Source organism: Kribbella sp. NBC_00889, from assembly GCF_045207705.1.
GTDB lineage: Bacteria > Actinomycetota > Actinomycetes > Propionibacteriales > Kribbellaceae > Kribbella.
Map to the genome: position 1 here is coordinate 2532270 of NZ_CP108783.1, position 15695 is coordinate 2547964.

General features: G+C 68.5%; 17 protein-coding genes and 1 pseudogene. 5 read left to right on the forward strand and 13 right to left on the reverse strand.

The genetic code is table 11. The annotated features are described in order from the left end of the window. Position 1: 1 nt before the first annotated feature. The 4 genes from OG817_RS12225 to OG817_RS12240 form a co-directional block, all read right to left on the reverse strand. A complete protein-coding gene (locus OG817_RS12225; RefSeq protein ID WP_406054167.1) occupies positions 2-448 on the reverse strand; it encodes a hypothetical protein in 447 nt (148 codons plus the stop codon). Next, positions 445-1908 carry an APC family permease gene (locus tag OG817_RS12230; RefSeq protein ID WP_406054169.1) on the reverse strand — a complete coding sequence of 488 codons (1464 nt, stop codon included), beginning with the start codon at positions 1906-1908 and terminating at the stop codon, positions 445-447. Before OG817_RS12230 ends, OG817_RS12225 begins: the two co-directional genes overlap by 4 nt. A 169-nt stretch (positions 1909-2077) precedes the next feature. After that, complete coding sequence (locus OG817_RS12235) at positions 2078-3214, reverse strand: aminopeptidase P family protein (RefSeq protein WP_406054171.1); 1137 nt, start codon at positions 3212-3214, stop codon at positions 2078-2080. A 28-nt stretch (positions 3215-3242) separates the two neighbouring features. Then, entirely contained in the window at positions 3243-4748 is a 1506-nt protein-coding gene (locus tag OG817_RS12240) for an MFS transporter (RefSeq protein ID WP_406054173.1), read from the reverse strand. Between the two features lie 381 nt (positions 4749-5129). On the opposite strand from OG817_RS12240, the gene OG817_RS12245 reads away from it, so the two are divergent. Beyond that, positions 5130-5660, forward strand: a complete 531-nt coding sequence (locus OG817_RS12245; protein ID WP_406054175.1) for a pyridoxamine 5'-phosphate oxidase family protein — start codon at positions 5130-5132, stop codon at positions 5658-5660. 18 nt (positions 5661-5678) lie between these two features. Here the strand turns inward: OG817_RS12245 and OG817_RS12250 are convergent, their stop codons facing one another. Beyond that, the gene (locus OG817_RS12250; RefSeq protein WP_406054177.1) at positions 5679-5879 is read right to left on the reverse strand and encodes a hypothetical protein; all 201 of its coding nucleotides are present in this window, start codon (positions 5877-5879) and stop codon (positions 5679-5681) included. 156 nt (positions 5880-6035) lie between these two features. On the opposite strand from OG817_RS12250, the gene OG817_RS12255 reads away from it, so the two are divergent. Next, positions 6036-6311 (forward strand): DUF1876 domain-containing protein, encoded by a 276-nt coding sequence (locus tag OG817_RS12255; RefSeq protein WP_406054179.1) that lies wholly within the window; start codon positions 6036-6038, stop codon positions 6309-6311. 65 nt (positions 6312-6376) lie between these two features. On the opposite strand, the gene OG817_RS12260 is transcribed toward OG817_RS12255, so the two are convergent. Genes OG817_RS12260 through OG817_RS12270 form a run of 3 tightly spaced genes read right to left on the reverse strand, consistent with a single transcriptional unit; the run spans position 6377 to position 8393 of the window. Continuing rightward, positions 6377-6796, reverse strand: coding sequence for a hypothetical protein (locus tag OG817_RS12260; RefSeq protein ID WP_406054181.1), 420 nt, complete (start codon positions 6794-6796; stop codon positions 6377-6379). Positions 6797-6801: 5 nt separating this feature from the next. Further along, positions 6802-7584, reverse strand: a complete 783-nt coding sequence (locus OG817_RS12265; protein ID WP_406054183.1) for a universal stress protein — start codon at positions 7582-7584, stop codon at positions 6802-6804. Next, positions 7581-8393: a 2-oxo acid dehydrogenase subunit E2 gene (locus OG817_RS12270; protein ID WP_406054185.1), complete on the reverse strand. Its 813-nt coding sequence runs from the start codon at positions 8391-8393 to the stop codon at positions 7581-7583. The genes OG817_RS12265 and OG817_RS12270 overlap by 4 nt, the downstream gene beginning before the upstream one ends. Positions 8394-8646: 253 nt before the next feature. On the opposite strand from OG817_RS12270, the gene OG817_RS12275 reads away from it, so the two are divergent. After that, positions 8647-9627: an Acg family FMN-binding oxidoreductase gene (locus OG817_RS12275; protein ID WP_406054187.1), complete on the forward strand. Its 981-nt coding sequence runs from the start codon at positions 8647-8649 to the stop codon at positions 9625-9627. A 334-nt stretch (positions 9628-9961) separates the two neighbouring features. On the opposite strand, the gene OG817_RS12280 is transcribed toward OG817_RS12275, so the two are convergent. Then, complete coding sequence (locus tag OG817_RS12280) at positions 9962-10261, reverse strand: 2TM domain-containing protein (RefSeq protein WP_406054189.1); 300 nt, start codon at positions 10259-10261, stop codon at positions 9962-9964. A gap of 276 nt (positions 10262-10537) precedes the next feature. On the opposite strand from OG817_RS12280, the pseudogene OG817_RS12285 reads away from it, so the two are divergent. Continuing rightward, positions 10538-11339, forward strand: a pseudogene (locus OG817_RS12285) (type I glyceraldehyde-3-phosphate dehydrogenase). A 15-nt stretch (positions 11340-11354) separates the two neighbouring features. On the opposite strand, the gene OG817_RS12290 reads toward OG817_RS12285, so the two are convergent. The 3 genes from OG817_RS12290 to OG817_RS12300 are packed head-to-tail and all read right to left on the reverse strand — an operon-like array spanning position 11355 to position 13937. Next, entirely contained in the window at positions 11355-12158 is an 804-nt protein-coding gene (locus OG817_RS12290; RefSeq protein WP_406054191.1) for an ABC transporter permease, read from the reverse strand. A 3-nt stretch (positions 12159-12161) separates the two neighbouring features. Further along, the gene (locus OG817_RS12295) at positions 12162-13064 is read right to left on the reverse strand and encodes an ABC transporter ATP-binding protein (protein WP_406054193.1); all 903 of its coding nucleotides are present in this window, start codon (positions 13062-13064) and stop codon (positions 12162-12164) included. 12 nt (positions 13065-13076) lie between these two features. Continuing rightward, positions 13077-13937 carry a universal stress protein gene (locus OG817_RS12300; protein WP_406054195.1) on the reverse strand — a complete coding sequence of 287 codons (861 nt, stop codon included), beginning with the start codon at positions 13935-13937 and terminating at the stop codon, positions 13077-13079. Between the two features lie 123 nt (positions 13938-14060). On the opposite strand from OG817_RS12300, the gene OG817_RS12305 reads away from it, so the two are divergent. Next, positions 14061-14702, forward strand: coding sequence for a zinc-binding dehydrogenase (locus tag OG817_RS12305; protein ID WP_406054197.1), 642 nt, complete (start codon positions 14061-14063; stop codon positions 14700-14702). Positions 14703-14786: 84 nt separating this feature from the next. Here the strand turns inward: OG817_RS12305 and OG817_RS12310 are convergent, their stop codons facing one another. Beyond that, positions 14787-15662 (reverse strand): universal stress protein, encoded by an 876-nt coding sequence (locus OG817_RS12310; RefSeq protein WP_406054199.1) that lies wholly within the window; start codon positions 15660-15662, stop codon positions 14787-14789. Between the last annotated feature and the right edge of the window lie 33 nt (positions 15663-15695).

Consider the following 15695-nt stretch of genomic DNA (forward strand, 5'->3'; position numbering starts at 1 on the left):
GTCAGTCGCTCGCCACGTCATCGGTCTTGAGGTCGTCGACGAACTCCTGGAACTCCTTCAGCTCATCGGGACAGTAGATCTGGATGATGAGCAGCTGACCCTTGAGCGCCCGGCTGTCGACGATGACCGGCCTGGCCCCCGGGCCTGCGGCACCGTTGGTGAGCTGGGTGAACAGGACGGCCCGGCCCAGCGCGTTGTTCGGGTTCTCGCAGGTCGCGCCTCCGTCGTTCCCGAGCACGCGGACGATCTGGTCCTTGTCGGGGGTGCGGGCCCCGGCGGCCGCGAGCGCGCCGATCAGTTGATCGGCTTTCTGGCTGGCCTCGTTGCTCTGCTTCTGTGAGCGGAAGGTGAGTAGCCCCACGATCAGCAGGACACCGAGGATGACACAGGCGGTGATGTAGATCCACGAGCGTTCGCGTGCGGGTTGGGTCTCGACAGGCGTGGTCATGACGGAGTCACCGCCTCCGGCTCAGGCTGCTTCCATGAGGGCTTGCGGAACCGGTAGAACAGGAAAGGCACGAGCAGGCCGAGACCGAGGGCGCCGCCGGCGACGATCAGGAGGTACAAGCCCGAGTTGCCGGATTCGAACTGCGAGGGCGGGATGAACCCGACCAGCAATGCCGCCAGCGAGGCCGCGAACCCGACGCCGCACAACCCGACCAGCATCGGCGCCCGGTAGCCACGGGCATGATCCGGGTCCTTACGACGCAGTTGGACCGCGGCCACGAACATCAGCAGGTACATGATCAGATACACCTGCGTGGTGATGACCGAGAAGATCCAGTACGCGCTCGACACATCCGGGATCAACGCGTACGCGAGACCGATCACGGTGGTGAGCAGGCCCTGGACGACCAGGATGTTCTGCTGGACGCCGTTCTTGTTGAGTCGCTGGAGGTACGGCGGGAGGTAGCCCTCCTGCCGGGAGATCAGCAGCAGGCCCCTCGAAGGCCCGGCCAGCCAGGTCAGCATTCCGGCGAGCGATGCCGTGACCAGCATGATTCCGACGATCGGGGTCAGCCATTGCCAGCCGAAGTTCGCGAAGACCGCGTCGAACGCCTGCATGACGCCGGCGGTGAGGGAGAGCTCCTCGGCGGGGACGATCCAGCTGATCGCCAGGGCGGGGAGGATGAAGATCGCGAGCACCAGGCCCATGGCCAGGAAGATCGACTTCGGGAACTCCTTGGCCGGCTTCCTCAACGAGGACACGTGGACCGCGTTCATCTCCATGCCGGAGTAGGACAAGAAGTTGTTGACGATGAGCACGAGGCTCGAAAGCCCTGCCCAGGCCGGGAAGATGTTGTCAGCGGTCATGGGTGCGGCCGAGGTGTTGCCTTGGCCAAGGAAGACGATGCCGAGGGTGACCAGGACGACGCCCGGGATCAACGTCCCGATGATCAGGCCGCCGCTGGCCAGGCCGGCCACGCCCTTGGTGCCGCGCGAGGAGACCCAGACTCCGGACCAGTAGACGACGATGATGACCGCCGCGGTCCACACACCACTTGTGGCCAGCTCGGGATTGAACACGTACGCGAGGGTGCTCGCCACGAACCCCAGGAGGCTCGGATAGTAGAAGATCGTCATCGCGAACTGGCACCAGACGGCCAGGAAGCCCATCGGCTTCGAGATGCCTTTCGAGACCCAGTTGTAGATCCCGCCCTCCCAACCCGACGCCAACTCCGCGGAAACCAGCGAGGTGGGCAGCAGGAACACGACGGCCGGGAGCAGGTACAAGAAGACGCAGGCCAGTCCGTAGACCGCCATCGTCGGCGCCGCCCTGAGGCTGGCCACCGAACTCGTCGTCATCATCGCCAGCGCCACCCACGAGATCCACTGGGTGCTGGCGGCGCGCGTGCGTCCGGCGCCAACGGCTTCGGCGCCGTCGGCCGGTACATCCGCCGCGCTCATGACATTCCTCGAGGTAGTGCTCGTGCATCCATGAAAGAGCCTCCGCCTCGGGCCTCAGTAAGTAGGCCCCTGGTGACAGTCTGGAATGAGCCCAATTGCCCGAACCTCATCCGCGGTGGATGACCCGCCGGGTCGACGGCACCCCGGCATCCGCCCTGATGAGCCGGGCCTACTGGACGATGCGGAGGTCGCGCTCGGTGTTGTTGAGCCGACGACCGCCGGCGCCAGTGACGGTCACGATGTCCTCGATCCGAACCCCGAACTTCCCGGCCAGGTAGATGCCCGGCTCGACGGAGAAGCACATCCCGGGCACCAGTGCCTGCTCCTCACCCTCGATCATGTACGGCGGTTCGTGGGTCGTGGTGCCGATGCCGTGGCCGGTGCGATGGATGAACCGCTCGCCGTAGCCCGCGTCCGTGATCACCTTCCGGGCCGCCCGATCGATCTCCTGACACGCGACGCCAGGCTGGACCGCCTCGACGCCGGCCTGCTGGGCCAGTCGCACGATCTCGTGCACCTCACGAATCTCGGCGGACGGCTCGCCCACAGACACGGTGCGGCTGGTGTCCGAGCCATAGCCGTACATCAGCCCGCCGAAGTCGAGGACCACTGCGTCGCCGACCTCGATGACGCGGTCACCCGCCTCGTGGTGGGGGTTGGCGCCGTTGGGACCTGAGCCGACCACGGTGAAGTCGACCTGCTCGTGCCCGAACTCCCGCAGCAGCCGGGCCAGATCGGCCGCGACGTCGGTCTCCTTCCGGCCGGCGAACCGCACGCCGAGGATCTGCTCGTACGTCGCATCCGCGGCGGCGCCGGCCGCATCCAGACGGGCGAGCTCGTCGGAGCCCTTGACCGCCCGGAGCATCGGCAGGCTCTGCGTGAGCGATCGGTACGAGGATCCGGGCACCGCCTCCTGCAGACCGAGCAGGTGCATCGCCCAGGCAGAGTCCGCGATGCCCATGATCGCGGTCTCGGCAAGGTAGCTGCCGGCCCGCGCGAACGGGTCCTCTCCGTCGGACCAGTCCACGATCGACAGGCTCGGTGCGCCCACAGCCGCTTCAGCGTCCGGCCGCTCCAGGGTCGGCACCAGCAGCGTCGGCTCCTGGCCCGGGGTCAGGACGAGCAACGTCAGCCGCTCGGTGATGGCGGTGGGCTGGTATCCGGTGAGCCAGACCAGGTCCGGGCCGGGGGAAATGAGGAGCCCGTCCAGACCCGCGCGCTCAGCGTCGGCCACGACGCGTCGCATCCGGGCCGAGTAGTCCTCGGCCGTGAAGGGTGCCGGTGGTGTCGGCTGGGTCGTGGTCATCGATTCCTCCCGGATACAGGCTTCGCCTTCAGCCTTGGTCTGGGCCGGTTCGTCCGGCCGTTGCCGAGGTCGGCAGAGTGTGAGTGTGCGCGGCCGCTGCTGCGGCGGCGTCGTTCAACGTCCCGGTCGCCGCGCGGTGCCGGCCGATCACGAACACCATCAGAACGCCGAGGAAGCTGAAGATCGCCATCATCCACGAGGCCGCGGCCAGGCCCGAGGCCAGAGCATCACCCTGCGACTCGCCATCGCCGGTCTGGTTGCCGATCACCGTGCCGTAGATGGTGGCGGCCAGAGCGGTGGCCACCGCGGCTCCGACGTACCGGGCCATGTTGGAGACACCGGAGGCCCCGCCGACCTGGTTCTCCGGTACCGCCGCCGTCGCCGCCGACGACGCGGGACCGTTGGACAGCCCCATGCCCACCGCGATGAACACCAGCGGCAGCAGGAACGCGGCGTACATCCACGAAGCGCCCACGAAGCCCACGATAACGAATCCGAGCGTGGTGAGGGCGAACCCGGCGCCGATCGTCTGCCGGCCGCCGAACTTCGCCGCCAGCCGCGGTACGAAGGGGGCGACGACGACGAGCCCGACGGTCGCCGGCAGCGTCGCCAGGCCTGCCTCGAGCGGGCTGAAGTCCAGGGCGGCGGGATCCTGGAAGTACAGGCTGAGCAGGTACATCAGCCCGTTGATCGTGCCCGCACCGATCAGAATCGCGACGGTCGAGCCCACCAGAACACGGTTGCGCAGCAGCGAGAGGTCCAGCAGCGGTACGGCGACCCGTCCCTCGACGGCGATGAACGCGTACCCGGCCGCGATCGAGATCGCGAAGCATCCCAGGGTGGCAAAGGACAGCCATCCCCAGTCGCTGCTCTTGGTGACCCCGAGGATGAGCGGCGTCAGGGTCAGCGCGATGAGCACGGTACCCGCGTAGTCGATCGTCCGCGGCCGATTCGGGTCCCTCGACTCGCTCACCGTCGCCGCGGTCAGCACCATGCAGAGCACCGCCACTCCCGCGTCGATCCAGAACAACCCCTGCCATCCGCTGACCTCGACGAGCACTCCGCCCAGCAATGGACCGGCGGCTGCGCCGACGGCCGCGGCCGCGCCCCACAGCGACACCGCCCGCAGTTGCGCGGCGCCCTCGTTGGCGACCGTGAGCAGGCTCAGGCCGCACGCGAGAATGGTTGCCCCGGCCGCGCCCTGGATGACGCGTCCGGCGATCACCATCCCTCCTGACCCGGCGAGCGCGATCATCACGCACGACGCCACGAACAGCAGAAGGCCCAGTTGGAAGACCCGCCTGCGGCCGAACACGTCACCCAGCGAGCCCGAGGTGACGATCACGGCGGCACCGACCAGCGAGTAGCCGGTCACCGCCCACTGCAGCGTCTCGACCGAAGTGCCGGTGTCCTCCGAGATGGCCGGAAGGAGAATACTGACCGCCGAGGTGTTCGCATTCACCACGAGCGTCGAGATGCACGTCGCCGCGAGCACCCCACCCGCCTGACTCCTGACCTGTACGGCGTCGCTCATGCGCGTCCTTCCCGTGACCGAGCCCGAACCAAACGGTAGGGCCGGGCATCCCTCGGCAACCTCACCCGCTACGGACGAACCCAAGTCGCGATGGTTACGGGCACGACCAGGATGCGGCGCCAGCTCCGCCATCGATTCCTCCCAACCAGACTCTGTCGCGGGCCTTCCCGAGCCAGGGCCGGAGGTCCTGAGACGGCGGGACACGTTGTGGCCCATCCGGGGTCAGTGAGGGCGTACGCCGGACACGCGCGGGCCCATCGACCCTGATGCCGAGGCGGGACCAGCGGGAGCGTGGAGTCGAGTGGAAGGGGGTGCGGCCGGCTGCGGCACCTGGGAATCGTCCAGGCACTGGGGCAACCACTGAAGACAGGAGGAACGACGGTGAGCAAGACATCCAGGCAGGCAGAGCAGAAGGTTGCGATCGGCAACGGAGTACGCCGGAAACCGAGCAGGGAAGAGATCTGGCGACAGGTTGCCAAGGCATCGTTCGCGGTGCTGAGCTACGTGACACCGAACGGCGAGCCTCGGTCGAGTGGTGTCGTCTACACGAGCGGCCGGGGCCGGCTGTACGTCGCGGTCGCGCCGGACAGCTGGAAGGCCTTGCACATCCCGGCGACCGGCCAGGTCGCGGTGACGGTGCCGGTACGGCGTGGCGGTCTGATGGCTCTGCTGGCTCCGATCCCGCCGGCCACGATCAGCTTCCACGCTCGTGCCGTCGTTCACCCGGCCGGCCATCGCCACATCGCATCGCTGTTGCCGGAGCTGGCCAAGCTGGTCCCGGCTGAACGGTTGGCCGACTGCCGGATCGTGGAGATCTTCCCCGAGGGGCACTTCCTCACCTATGGCATCGGTACGTCGTTGTCGAGCATGCGCAGCCCGGCCGCCGCCCGAGCCCGAGTGCCGGTGAACTGAGCGCAGGTGCCGTCCGAGTCAGTGGGCAGGGCGCTGATCGGTCCGCTGCTCCGCATCGGCTTCGTCAGTTGCGTTGGCGCGGCGGTGATGCTGCTTGTAGAGCTCGACGCCGAGGTAACGCAGTACGGCCTGCTCGAATCGCGACGATCCGATGGTCGGGCGGCTGGCCACGTTGAGCTGCGCGTCGCGCTGCGTGCGTGCTTTGTCGATGTCTTTCATGGCCGGCTCCTTTCCTGCACCTCCAGCACACGCGCGCTTGCGATCGCACGGAAGGGCACAAGTTCCCGCCGAGGTGGACCTGACGGCCCTGGCGCGGACCCCGGCGCCTTCGGACCATGGCTCTACAGGGGTCCATCGATGGGAGGGGCGAGCATCATGATCGCGAGCAGGCACTGGAGCGTCGAGATCTTCATCGACGAGCACGAGGACGAGCGAACCACCCACGCAGAGGCCCGTCTGCACACGAACGACAAGACGCATCTGATCGGCCGGGGTACCGCCCGCCGGAATCCGAACGACACTGACATCGCCGAGATCGGCGACGAGCTCGCCGTTGCGCGGGCGCTGTCCAACCTGGCTCACGAACTGCTGGACGCCGCGGCGTCCGACATCGAGCAGGTCACCCACGAACACATCCGCCTGCACAGCTGACCGAGCGGTCCGGCGTCGTCGACCTGAACGTCTGATGACAGCGCCGGCGCCAGATCATCTTCAGGTCAACGCGATGCGCGCTGACGGCTGGCCCGGAAGGCGTGCCGGGCCGCCGGGAGCGCGACGCACAGGGCTGGCACGGACCAGAGCCAGAAGCCCCAGCCGAAGCACATCAGGGCGAGATGGAAGGCGATGACCGCGAGATAACCGGCGCGCGGGCTCTTGACCAGGAGTACGGCGATGGTCAGTTCGGCCACGGCGAGGAGCAAGGCCCACAGCGTCGGGTGGGCCATGAAGACGTTCTGCCAGCCGTGGTACACCCAGTCGAAGAGCGCTCCGTCGGCGAACGGGCGGTAAGACTGCGGGGTTGTCAGGGCCAGGACGAAGTGAATCACGGCGCCTGATCCGAACAGCGCGACGAAACCCCAGTGGATCGCACGGTAGACACCGGCCGAATCGGTGGACGTGGCGGACTGGGTGGTCACGAGGATCAGCCTCCGATCGCGGCTGCGGGGATGATGGCGACCGGGCAGTGGGCGTGGTGGAGGACGGTCTGGCTGACAGAGCCGATGAGCATGCCGGTGAAGCCGCCGCGGCCGCGGGCGCCGAGGACGATCAGGTTGGCGTCGGCGGCGAGGCGGAGGATGTGTTCGGCGGGGTGGCCGGTGATCTGGATCAGTTCGGCATCCTGGCCACCGCGCGCATGGACCGCCTCCCGCAGTTCGGTCTCCGTGATCCGGTGGAGCTCGGTGCCCGCGGGCTGGGCGGCGACGACACGTACGGCGAGGTCGTGGCGGCGGGCATAGTCCAGGCCGAAGTCGAGTGCGATCTGGCCGGCGGACGAGCCGTCGTACCCGACGACCACTCGGCTGCCGGCCTCAGTGCCGAGATCGGGTCGTACGACGACCACCGGGCAGCGGGCGTTCGCGGCGAGATCGAGGCCGGTCGAGCCGAGGAGGGCGCCGACCATCAGGCCGAGACCGCGGCTGCCGATCACCACCAGGTCCGCGTCACGGGACGCCTGCACCAGGATGGTGGATGGTGGTCCGTGTTCGATCCGTGGATCGAGGTCTATGCCGGGCGCCAGATCACGGGCCAGGGCGACCGCTTTGTCGACGACGTCGCCGGTCTCGGACGCGGATCCGCCGGGAGGGACGGCACTGATCAGTCGCAGCCGGGTGCGCAGCGAGGCGGCTTCGGCGCTCGCCCACCTGATCGCGACGTCCGCGGCCGGCGAGCCATCGATGCCCACGACAACGGGTTTGGCGTTCATGCCGATCTCCTTGACGTTGCGGGAAGGCCGATCTCCTCGGCTGCCATGAGGAGGCGGCGCAGGCGCGCGACGAAGCGGGCGGCGGGTGCGCCGTCGACCACGTCGTGGTCGAGGCTGATCGTCAGTTGCAGGAACTCACGTTCGACGAGCACTCCCTGGAACAGAATCGGTCGCCGCGTGATGCCGCCGATGACGATGCTCAGCGTGTGCAGCTGGAAGGCGATGCCCCAGCCGCCACCGGCGCCGAACATTCCGACCGCTGTCACGCCGACGGTTCCTGCCAGCGCCCGTTGGCGATGGGGCAACCGATGCAGTATCCCGAGCAAGCGGACGCGCACGAAGCTGGGCAGGATCAGGTAGGCGCGTGCCCACGGTGCCTTGCGGACCGACGGGCTGAGGTGGGGATCCGCCTTGACGTCGTGGATCTCGCGGTGCAGCTCCTGCACGGTGCGGTTGCCGGCATCGCGCAGCACATGGGTGAACGCGAACGGACTCCCGTCCATGTCGACCTCGACGGGCAGGCCGACATCGACCTGGTCGAAGATCACGTCCCGGCCGCGGAGGTCGCGGTACGCCTGGACCGTGGGGTCGGCGGCGACCGCGCGAGCCACACAGGCGACGACGAAGGCCGTGAACGAGAGATCCTCACCGGTCGCCTCATGATGTCGTCGCAACGCCCCGCGGGCCGAGGTCACGTCGACTTCGAACAGTCCGTGGATGGCGTGGCGGCGTTGGGCCGCCCGGCCGGCGTCGATCACGAGTCGCCGGGCCCAGGGCACGGGCACGACCTTCGAGTGCAGCTGATGCACGGTCCACCTCCGGAGCCGATCTGATTCAAGCATCGGTCGCCAGGGCAGCCTCCACATCGGCCAATCGGTCCGAGCGGACGGGGCTTTAGGCCCTACAGGGGTCGATGGAGTCGGCGTTCGCTCGAAGGTGCACGGACTCGTCGAAGTAGGGAGAACGATCGTGCGGTACGTCGCACCCTCTTCGGTGACGCGAAGGTCGTGCTCACCGCGTTGATCAACGAGATCCAGGCCTATGTCCACTGAGGTGAGAGCGATGGAGGAAACGATGCGGCCGAGGGCCGAGCCGACGGACGCGGATCGCGATGCGATGCTGCGGGCGGCGGTGGCGGCCCCGTCCATGCACAACACCCAGCCGTGGCGGTTCCGGTTCGCCGGCTGGGCGGTCGAGGTGTACCGGGATCGTGAGCGGGAGCTGCCCGCGGAGGATCCGTCGCGGCGGATGTTGTACGTCTCGCTGGGGGCCGCGATCTTCAATCTGCGGGTGGCCGCGGCGGCCCGCGGGATCGGTTCACAGGTCCGCCATCTGATGGACCAGCGCCGGCCTGACCTCGTGGCGGTGGTGGAACTCGACGCACCGCTGACCGGTGCGATGGCCGGCCTGGCGCCGTACATCCTGCGACGCCGGACGAACCGGGAGCCGTTCAGCGACGAGCGGGTGCCGGACCAGGTCCGGGCGGAACTCGGTCTGCGTGCGCGGATCGAGGGAGCCGTCCTGCAGTGGCTCGATCGGCCGCCGGGGCAATGGTGGTTGCAGATGGCAACGAATGAGGCGATGGACGCGGACGACGAGGACCGCGGCCGCACGGCGGAGCGGCGCCGGTGGGTCGGGGGCGACCGCGCGTACGACGGCGTGCCGTCGAGTGCGCTCGGGCCCCGGATCACGGGTGGCAATCCGGTCGTGCGTGATCTGGCAGCCACTGAGGCCGATGAGTCGAGACCGGTGGCGGACTTCGAGCGTGCACCACAGTTCGCGCTGCTGGCGACCCGGTACGACGGACCGATCGAGTGGCTCCGCGCCGGCCAGGCACTCGAGGGGGTGCTGCTGGAAGCAACCGCACAAGGGGTCTCGACGTCGCTGCTCAACCAGGTGATCGAGCACGAGGGCCTGCGCTGGCAGATCAACGACCCTCTCGGACCCTGGCAACGGCCCCAGACTGTGATCCGCTTCGGCTACGGGCGCCCCGTCCCACCGACTCCCCGCCGCCCGATCGCCGACGTGCTGATCCGGGACTGACGGTTCGTCCGGCGATGGGTCGGGTGGTCCGGGAGCTCGGGACCTTGGGCCCTGACCTCGCGGTGTGGAATCGATGACTCTGGAGATGCAGGGGAACGACCGGCTCGCCGGGAGCGGACCTTGGACAGGTGGCCGCAGGCCACGAGATCCGCCGTCATCAAGACGGTTCCGGTCCGGTGAGCCGGTCCTCTGCGTCCAGTCGAGACATACCAGGTGGCCGCCGAGCACGGGAGTGGGAGAACGAGTGGCTCGCGGTCGCCCCACGCCGGCTCCACGGTCCGAAGTGACGGCGCGAAGGCCTGCCCCGAGTCGGGGCAGGCCTTCCGGACTGTTGTCACCTATGGCGGGCGATGCGGTCCATCGCGGCCCGGACCGCGGTCTCGCTCGGTTGCGGCGAGAACACGTCCCATGCGTGGAAGACGACTCCGATGCCCCAGCCGAACATCGGGAAGGCCGGCCAGAAGAATCCCGCACCGGTCAGGTACCAGATGACCACCAGAAAGGTGTTCACCGTCAGGTAGGCGAGGATGTGTCCCGCGAGGTCATGCCGCTTGCGGAGATCCTCGACCGCCTGCTTGCGCAGCGTCTCGTCGTTGTCGGCCGGAAGGGTCCGATCGACGACCTTCTCATCCATGACTGCCTCCTTGCTCATCACTTCCACCGTCTGCCGGTGCCGGCCGTCCGGTCAGGGCACCAAGACGCGTCCTGAGCGGGACCTTCGGCTCTGCTGAGCTCGTCTGGCGGGTCCAGGCAGCCGGGCCGGGAGAGCGAACCATCACCTGGCCGCTCGGCAGGCTGACCGTCGTGCTGGCAGTCGTACGGCAGCCGAAGCCGGGACCTTCGACCCTCCCGTCGACCCCAGCCCCACCGGTCGATGAAGGGACGAAGACAACCGGCTGAGGGGTCGATCATGAGCGTACGGGTTGGGATCAGCGGGTTCGGGCGGATCGGGCGCGACTACCTGCGCTGCGTGCTCGAGCGGACGTCGAGCGGCATCGAGGTGGTCGCGATCAACGACGTCGCCGCACCGGCGACCCTCGCGCATCTGCTGCGCTACGACTCGACGTACGGGCCCTTGAAGAAAGAGGTCGGCTACTCGGACGACTCGATCACGGTCGGCGGCCACAGCTTGCGTGCGACCGCCGAGCGTGATCCCGCCCGGCTCGACTGGACGGCCGTCGGTGCGGAGATCGTGATCGAGGCGACCGGCAGGTTCCGCACCCGCGAGACCGCCGGTGCGCATCTCGCCGGCGGCGCCCGCAAGGTGATTCTGTCGGTGCCTGGCAAGGACGTCGACACGACGGTCGTTCCGGCGCCGTGAACTGATCCCGACGAGCACGGGTGCCGCCCGTGCGGTCGGACTGGCGATCCCTGAGCTCGCGGGGAAGATCGACGGCGTCGCGGTGCGGGTCCCGGTCGAGGACGGCTCCCTGACCGACCTGACGGTGCAGCTGTCCGAGGTCGCCACGGTCGCGCAGGTCAACGAGGCCTTCGCCGATGCCGCGGCCGGACCTCTCAAGGGGATCTTGCGCTACACGACGGATCCGATCGTGTCCCACGACATCATCGGCGACCCGGCGTCGTGCATCGTCGACGCCCCGCTCACGCAAGTCCAGGACCAGCTGGTCAAGGTCTTCGGTTGGTACGACAACGAGTGGGGCTACACCAGTCGACTGGTCGACCTGACCGAGCTCGTTGCCAGGTCGCTGTGACAGGAGGTCATGGCTTCAGCCGCCGTGCGCGGTTGAAATGTCGCGGCCGTCGAGGGCCGGGACGGCGATCACGAAGAGGATGGCTGCGCCGGCGAGAAGCCAGAGGTAGCTGAGCTGGAAGCCGGCGCCGAGCGGTCCGCCGTTGAACGCCTGATGGATGGGGGAGTAGGGCTGCCACGACTCGAAGCGCGGCAGGATGAGTCCGGCGGCGTAGACGACGTACGCGGCGGTTGCGGCGGCTGAGGCGATGCCGATCGCGGCGGGTCGGCGTCCGGTGACGGCCCCGGCGGCCAGCGCCAGTACGCCGTATTCCGCGCCGAGCAGCGTCATCGCGAGGGCACCGCTCGCGGCCGCGGGAACGCTGATACCGAGGCCGAAGATCAGGCTGCCGAGCGTGGTTGCGACGAACAGTGCGAACCCGAGGACCGTGATCGACAGCGTCAGTGCGAGCGCCTTGTCGGCGACGATGCGGAAGCCGGAGACAGGGGTGACCAGCAGCAGTTCGAGCGTTCCACGTTCCTCTTCGCCGGCCAGGGCGCGGGCGCCGTGCCCGATGGCGTAGACCAGGAACAGCGCGGGCAGCAACAGGGTGAACAGTTCGGCGTTGAGGAAGCCGGCGCCGGTGTTCATCGCGTCGAGATCGAAGAACCTGCGGAGTTCCTCGGGAAACGACTGGTACAGCTCGGTGAGGTTCGGCATGTCCCGGACCGACGGCCACAGAGCGCTCTCGAGCAGCACGAGTGCCACGATCGCGATCGACCAGCCGATCAGGCCGCGGCGCGCGTCGTACATCGACTTCATGAAGACAGTGCGGAACATGGCTCACTCCCGGTCGGTGTAGTAGTCGAGGAACGCGGCCTCCAGGTCGGCCTCGTGGCTGACGACGTTGATCACCTCGTACGGCGCGACCGTCTTGATGAGCTCCGCCGTCGATCCGGTGACGACCACGTGTGCGGTCCGGCCGTCGAGCGTGAGGTCCTGCACACCTGGTACGGCGTGGATCCGGTCGCCGGGTGGGGTGCCGGCGAAGGTGAGATCGAGACGGCGGCGGGCGCTGTCCCGCAACGTCTGCACGGACTGTGTCGTCACCAGCCGGCCGGCTCGCAGGATCGCGACAGTGTCGGCGACGGCGTCGACCTCGGACAGGACGTGCGAGGAGAGGAAGACGGTCCGTCCGGCGTCCCGGGTCTCACGCAGCAGGTCGCGGAACTCGCGCTGCATGAGCGGGTCGAGACCGGTCGTGGGTTCGTCCAGGATCAGCAGGTCGGGGTCGTGCATGAAGGCCCGGACGATGCCGACCTTCTGCCGATTGCCGCGAGACAGTGCGCCGATCCGGACACCGAGGTCGAGGTCGAACCGCTTGGCCAGGAGCTCGATCCGGTCCCGGTCGACACCGCCGTACAGATGGGCGAAGTAGTCCAGGTACTGCACGCCGGTGAGATCCGGGTAGGCGACGAAGTCGCCGGGCAGGTAGCCGATCCGCCGTTGGAGTACGTCGTACCGATCGTTGGCGTCGAACCCGAAGACCACCGCCGAGCCGGACGTCGGCCGGATCAGCCCGGCGAGCAGGCGGATCGTTGTGGTCTTGCCGGCGCCGTTCGGTCCGAGATATCCGAGGATGACGCCGGCCGGGACGTCCAGGTCCAGACCGTCGAGCGCGGTCCGGTGGCCGAACCGCTTGGTCAGTCGCCGGGTCTTGATGACGATGTCCCCCTTGGGTGTCATGGCAACGCGTCCTCAGGTGTGGTGGATGACGGCGACCGGGCAGTGCGAGTGGTGGAGCAGGCCACGGGCCACCGATCCGAGCCGGAGCTCGGAGAACGCGGTGTGGCCCAGTCCGCCGACCACCAACAGGTCGGCGAGCTCGGACTCGCGTGCGAGCACACGGACCGGATGATCGGCGACAGCACGTTGGTCGACGCGGACCTCGGGATACTTGGCTCTCCAGTCGTCCAGCGTCTGCGCCAGGAGTTGGTCGGCCGCACCCGCCCAAGGTTGTCGGCTCGGGTCGACCCAGACATTGGGATCGGGGTAGCTCTCGCGGACCGCGACAGCATGGACGCCGAGGAGTTCAGCGTTCGTCGCGTCGGCCAGTTCGAAGGCGAAGCGCAGCGCTTCCTGGCCCTCCACCGACCCGTCGATGCCCACGACGATCCGCCGGTGCGGCGGTGCCGTGGGGTTCCAGGTATCGGGTACGACGATCAGTGGCACGTCGGTGCTGAGCGCCGTACACGCCTGGGACGTCGACCCGAGCACGAGCTCCGCGAAGCCGCCCATGCCGCGACGGCCGACGACGAGCGCCTGGGCGCGCTCGGACAGCTCGAGGAGCACCTTGGTCGGATGGCCGTGGCGCACCTCCAGCGAGGCGGCCGTGAATCGAAGCCGCTCGAGCTCCTGGAGGGCGTCTGCCAGCACCTCGCTGCCATCGTCCGGTCCGGTGGGTGGTGTGCTCGCGGGCAGCTGCCGATGCTCATCCAGGACATACACGGCATGCAATGGCGCCCGGCGCAGGGTGGCGTACGACGCCGCCCAACCGAGGGCGATCAGGCCGTCGAGCGATCCATCGATCCCGACGAGTACCGGCAGTTCCGCTGACATGAGACACCTCTCGGTTCGTACTCCTGCAGTTCCAGTCAAGCCGTGGGTAGGTGCCGCGGGGAGGGTAGAAGGTCCTGCCTGGAGGTGTAGTTCGGCTGCTGTCAGGACCGGTGTGGTGGGCCATTGAACGTCAGTGACGAGGCGGCGGTGCTGCTGGCCGACATCCTGCCGACGTCGTACGAGGTCGGCGTACTCAACGGCAAGGTCTCGCCGGGCGACACGGTCGTGATCGTGGGGGCGGGTCCGATCGGTCTCGCGGCGATCGCCACCAGCAAGCTGTTCAGTCCGTCGCGGATCGTCGTGGTCGATGCGGCGGACTCGCGGCGTAAGGCGGCGCTGGAGCGGGGCGCGGATGTCGCGCTCGGTCCGGATGAGGACGTGGAGAAGACGGTTCGCGAGCTCACTGGTGGACTGGGTGCCGACGTTGCGATCGAGGCGGTCGGAATCCCGGACACCTTCGAGCTGTGCACCCGTGTCGTCCGGCCCGGCGGGACGGTCGCGAACATCGGTGTGCACGGTGCGCCGGCGACCCTTCACCTGGAGGATCTCTGGATCAAGAACGTCACCATCACCACCGGCCTGGTGGACACGTCGTCGACGCCGCGGTTGCTGTCGATGCTCGCGGCGGGCCGGCTGGAGGTGCCCGAGCTGATCACGCACCGGTTCGGCCTCGGCGAGATGCAGGACGCGTACGACGTCTTCTCGCGTCCGGCGGTGACCGGTGCCCTGAAGGTCGCGCTGTTCAGCGAAGCCGGAGTCGAGTAGCAGCATGACACCCGCGGTCCGCGACCTGGCGTCGCGGACCGCGGCTGTGCTGTTCGGGCCGGCCGGGAGAGGCTGAGGATGGGATCAGCGCACGATGGCGACGGGAGACTGGGCGTGGTGCAGGACGCTCTGGCCGACCGAGCCGAGGAGCAGACCCGTGAATCCGCCCCGGCCGCGGGAGCCGACGACGATCAGGTCGGCCGAATTCGCCCGGCGAACGAGAGCCTGGGCGGCCGACCCGCTGACCAGTTCGGTCGTCCACTGCACGTCCGGATGATCCGCTGCCGCGCCGGCCACGGACTCGGCGACGAGCAGGCGACCCTCTTCCTGGATCTTGTCCTCGTCGAACTGGAGCATCGATGCGCCGTCGGAGTATGTGAGGAACGGACTCGTCCAGGCATGCAGGGCGACGACCCGGGCGTGCAGTGCCTCGGCTTGGTCGAAGGCGAAGTCGATCGCCTTGGCCGATGCCTTGGACCCGTCGACTCCGACGGCCACGGTCGATCCCTCGTGGGCGTGCGGCCGCAGGTCGTGCGGGATCACGATGACCGGGCACGGAGCGTGCGTGGTCACCTGGACCGCGACAGACCCGACCAGGATTCCGCTCCAGCCGCCGAGGCCACGCGAACCGAGAACGACGAGGCGGGCGTGTCCAGCCTCCTCGAGCAGGGCCGGCACGGCCGCTCCGCCGACGAGACTCGTTGCGACCTGCAGTGCGGGGTGCTGCAGCCGGACGGTTTCGGCCACCGCGTCGAGCCCCTTCTGCCGCGCCGTTCGCAAGGCGTCGAGCGGAACGACGTGCCCCGGAGTGGGGCGCACGGTGACGATGAGCTCGAACGCCTCCAGGATCCGCAGCGGAGCCAGTTCGCGGACGGCTTCGCCGACGGCCCAGCGCAGAGCGCTCTGGCTGCCCGGCGAGCCGTCGTAGCCCACGACGATCGGAGCGGGTTGTGACGACATTGTGTTGACCTCCTGTGCTCTCAGAGCCCTTTT

Bases quoted from the DNA above. Each gene is read 5' to 3' on its own strand.
- OG817_RS12280 (WP_406054189.1), bottom strand. From the start codon at position 10,261: ATGGATGAGAAGGTCGTCGATCGGACCCTTCCGGCCGACAACGACGAG.
- OG817_RS12250 (WP_406054177.1), bottom strand. From the start codon at position 5,879: ATGAAAGACATCGACAAAGCACGCACGCAGCGCGACGCGCAGCTCAAC.
- OG817_RS12300 (WP_406054195.1), bottom strand. From the start codon at position 13,937: ATGTCAGCGGAACTGCCGGTACTCGTCGGGATCGATGGATCGCTCGAC.
- OG817_RS12240 (WP_406054173.1), bottom strand. From the start codon at position 4,748: ATGAGCGACGCCGTACAGGTCAGGAGTCAGGCGGGTGGGGTGCTCGCG.
- OG817_RS12230 (WP_406054169.1), bottom strand. From the start codon at position 1,908: ATGAGCGCGGCGGATGTACCGGCCGACGGCGCCGAAGCCGTTGGCGCC.
- OG817_RS12255 (WP_406054179.1), top strand. From the start codon at position 6,036: ATGATCGCGAGCAGGCACTGGAGCGTCGAGATCTTCATCGACGAGCAC.
- OG817_RS12275 (WP_406054187.1), top strand. From the start codon at position 8,647: ATGGAGGAAACGATGCGGCCGAGGGCCGAGCCGACGGACGCGGATCGC.
- OG817_RS12225 (WP_406054167.1), bottom strand. From the start codon at position 448: ATGACCACGCCTGTCGAGACCCAACCCGCACGCGAACGCTCGTGGATC.
- OG817_RS12265 (WP_406054183.1), bottom strand. From the start codon at position 7,584: ATGAACGCCAAACCCGTTGTCGTGGGCATCGATGGCTCGCCGGCCGCG.
- OG817_RS12310 (WP_406054199.1), bottom strand. From the start codon at position 15,662: ATGTCGTCACAACCCGCTCCGATCGTCGTGGGCTACGACGGCTCGCCG.
- OG817_RS12235 (WP_406054171.1), bottom strand. From the start codon at position 3,214: ATGACCACGACCCAGCCGACACCACCGGCACCCTTCACGGCCGAGGAC.
- OG817_RS12290 (WP_406054191.1), bottom strand. From the start codon at position 12,158: ATGTTCCGCACTGTCTTCATGAAGTCGATGTACGACGCGCGCCGCGGC.
- OG817_RS12295 (WP_406054193.1), bottom strand. From the start codon at position 13,064: ATGACACCCAAGGGGGACATCGTCATCAAGACCCGGCGACTGACCAAG.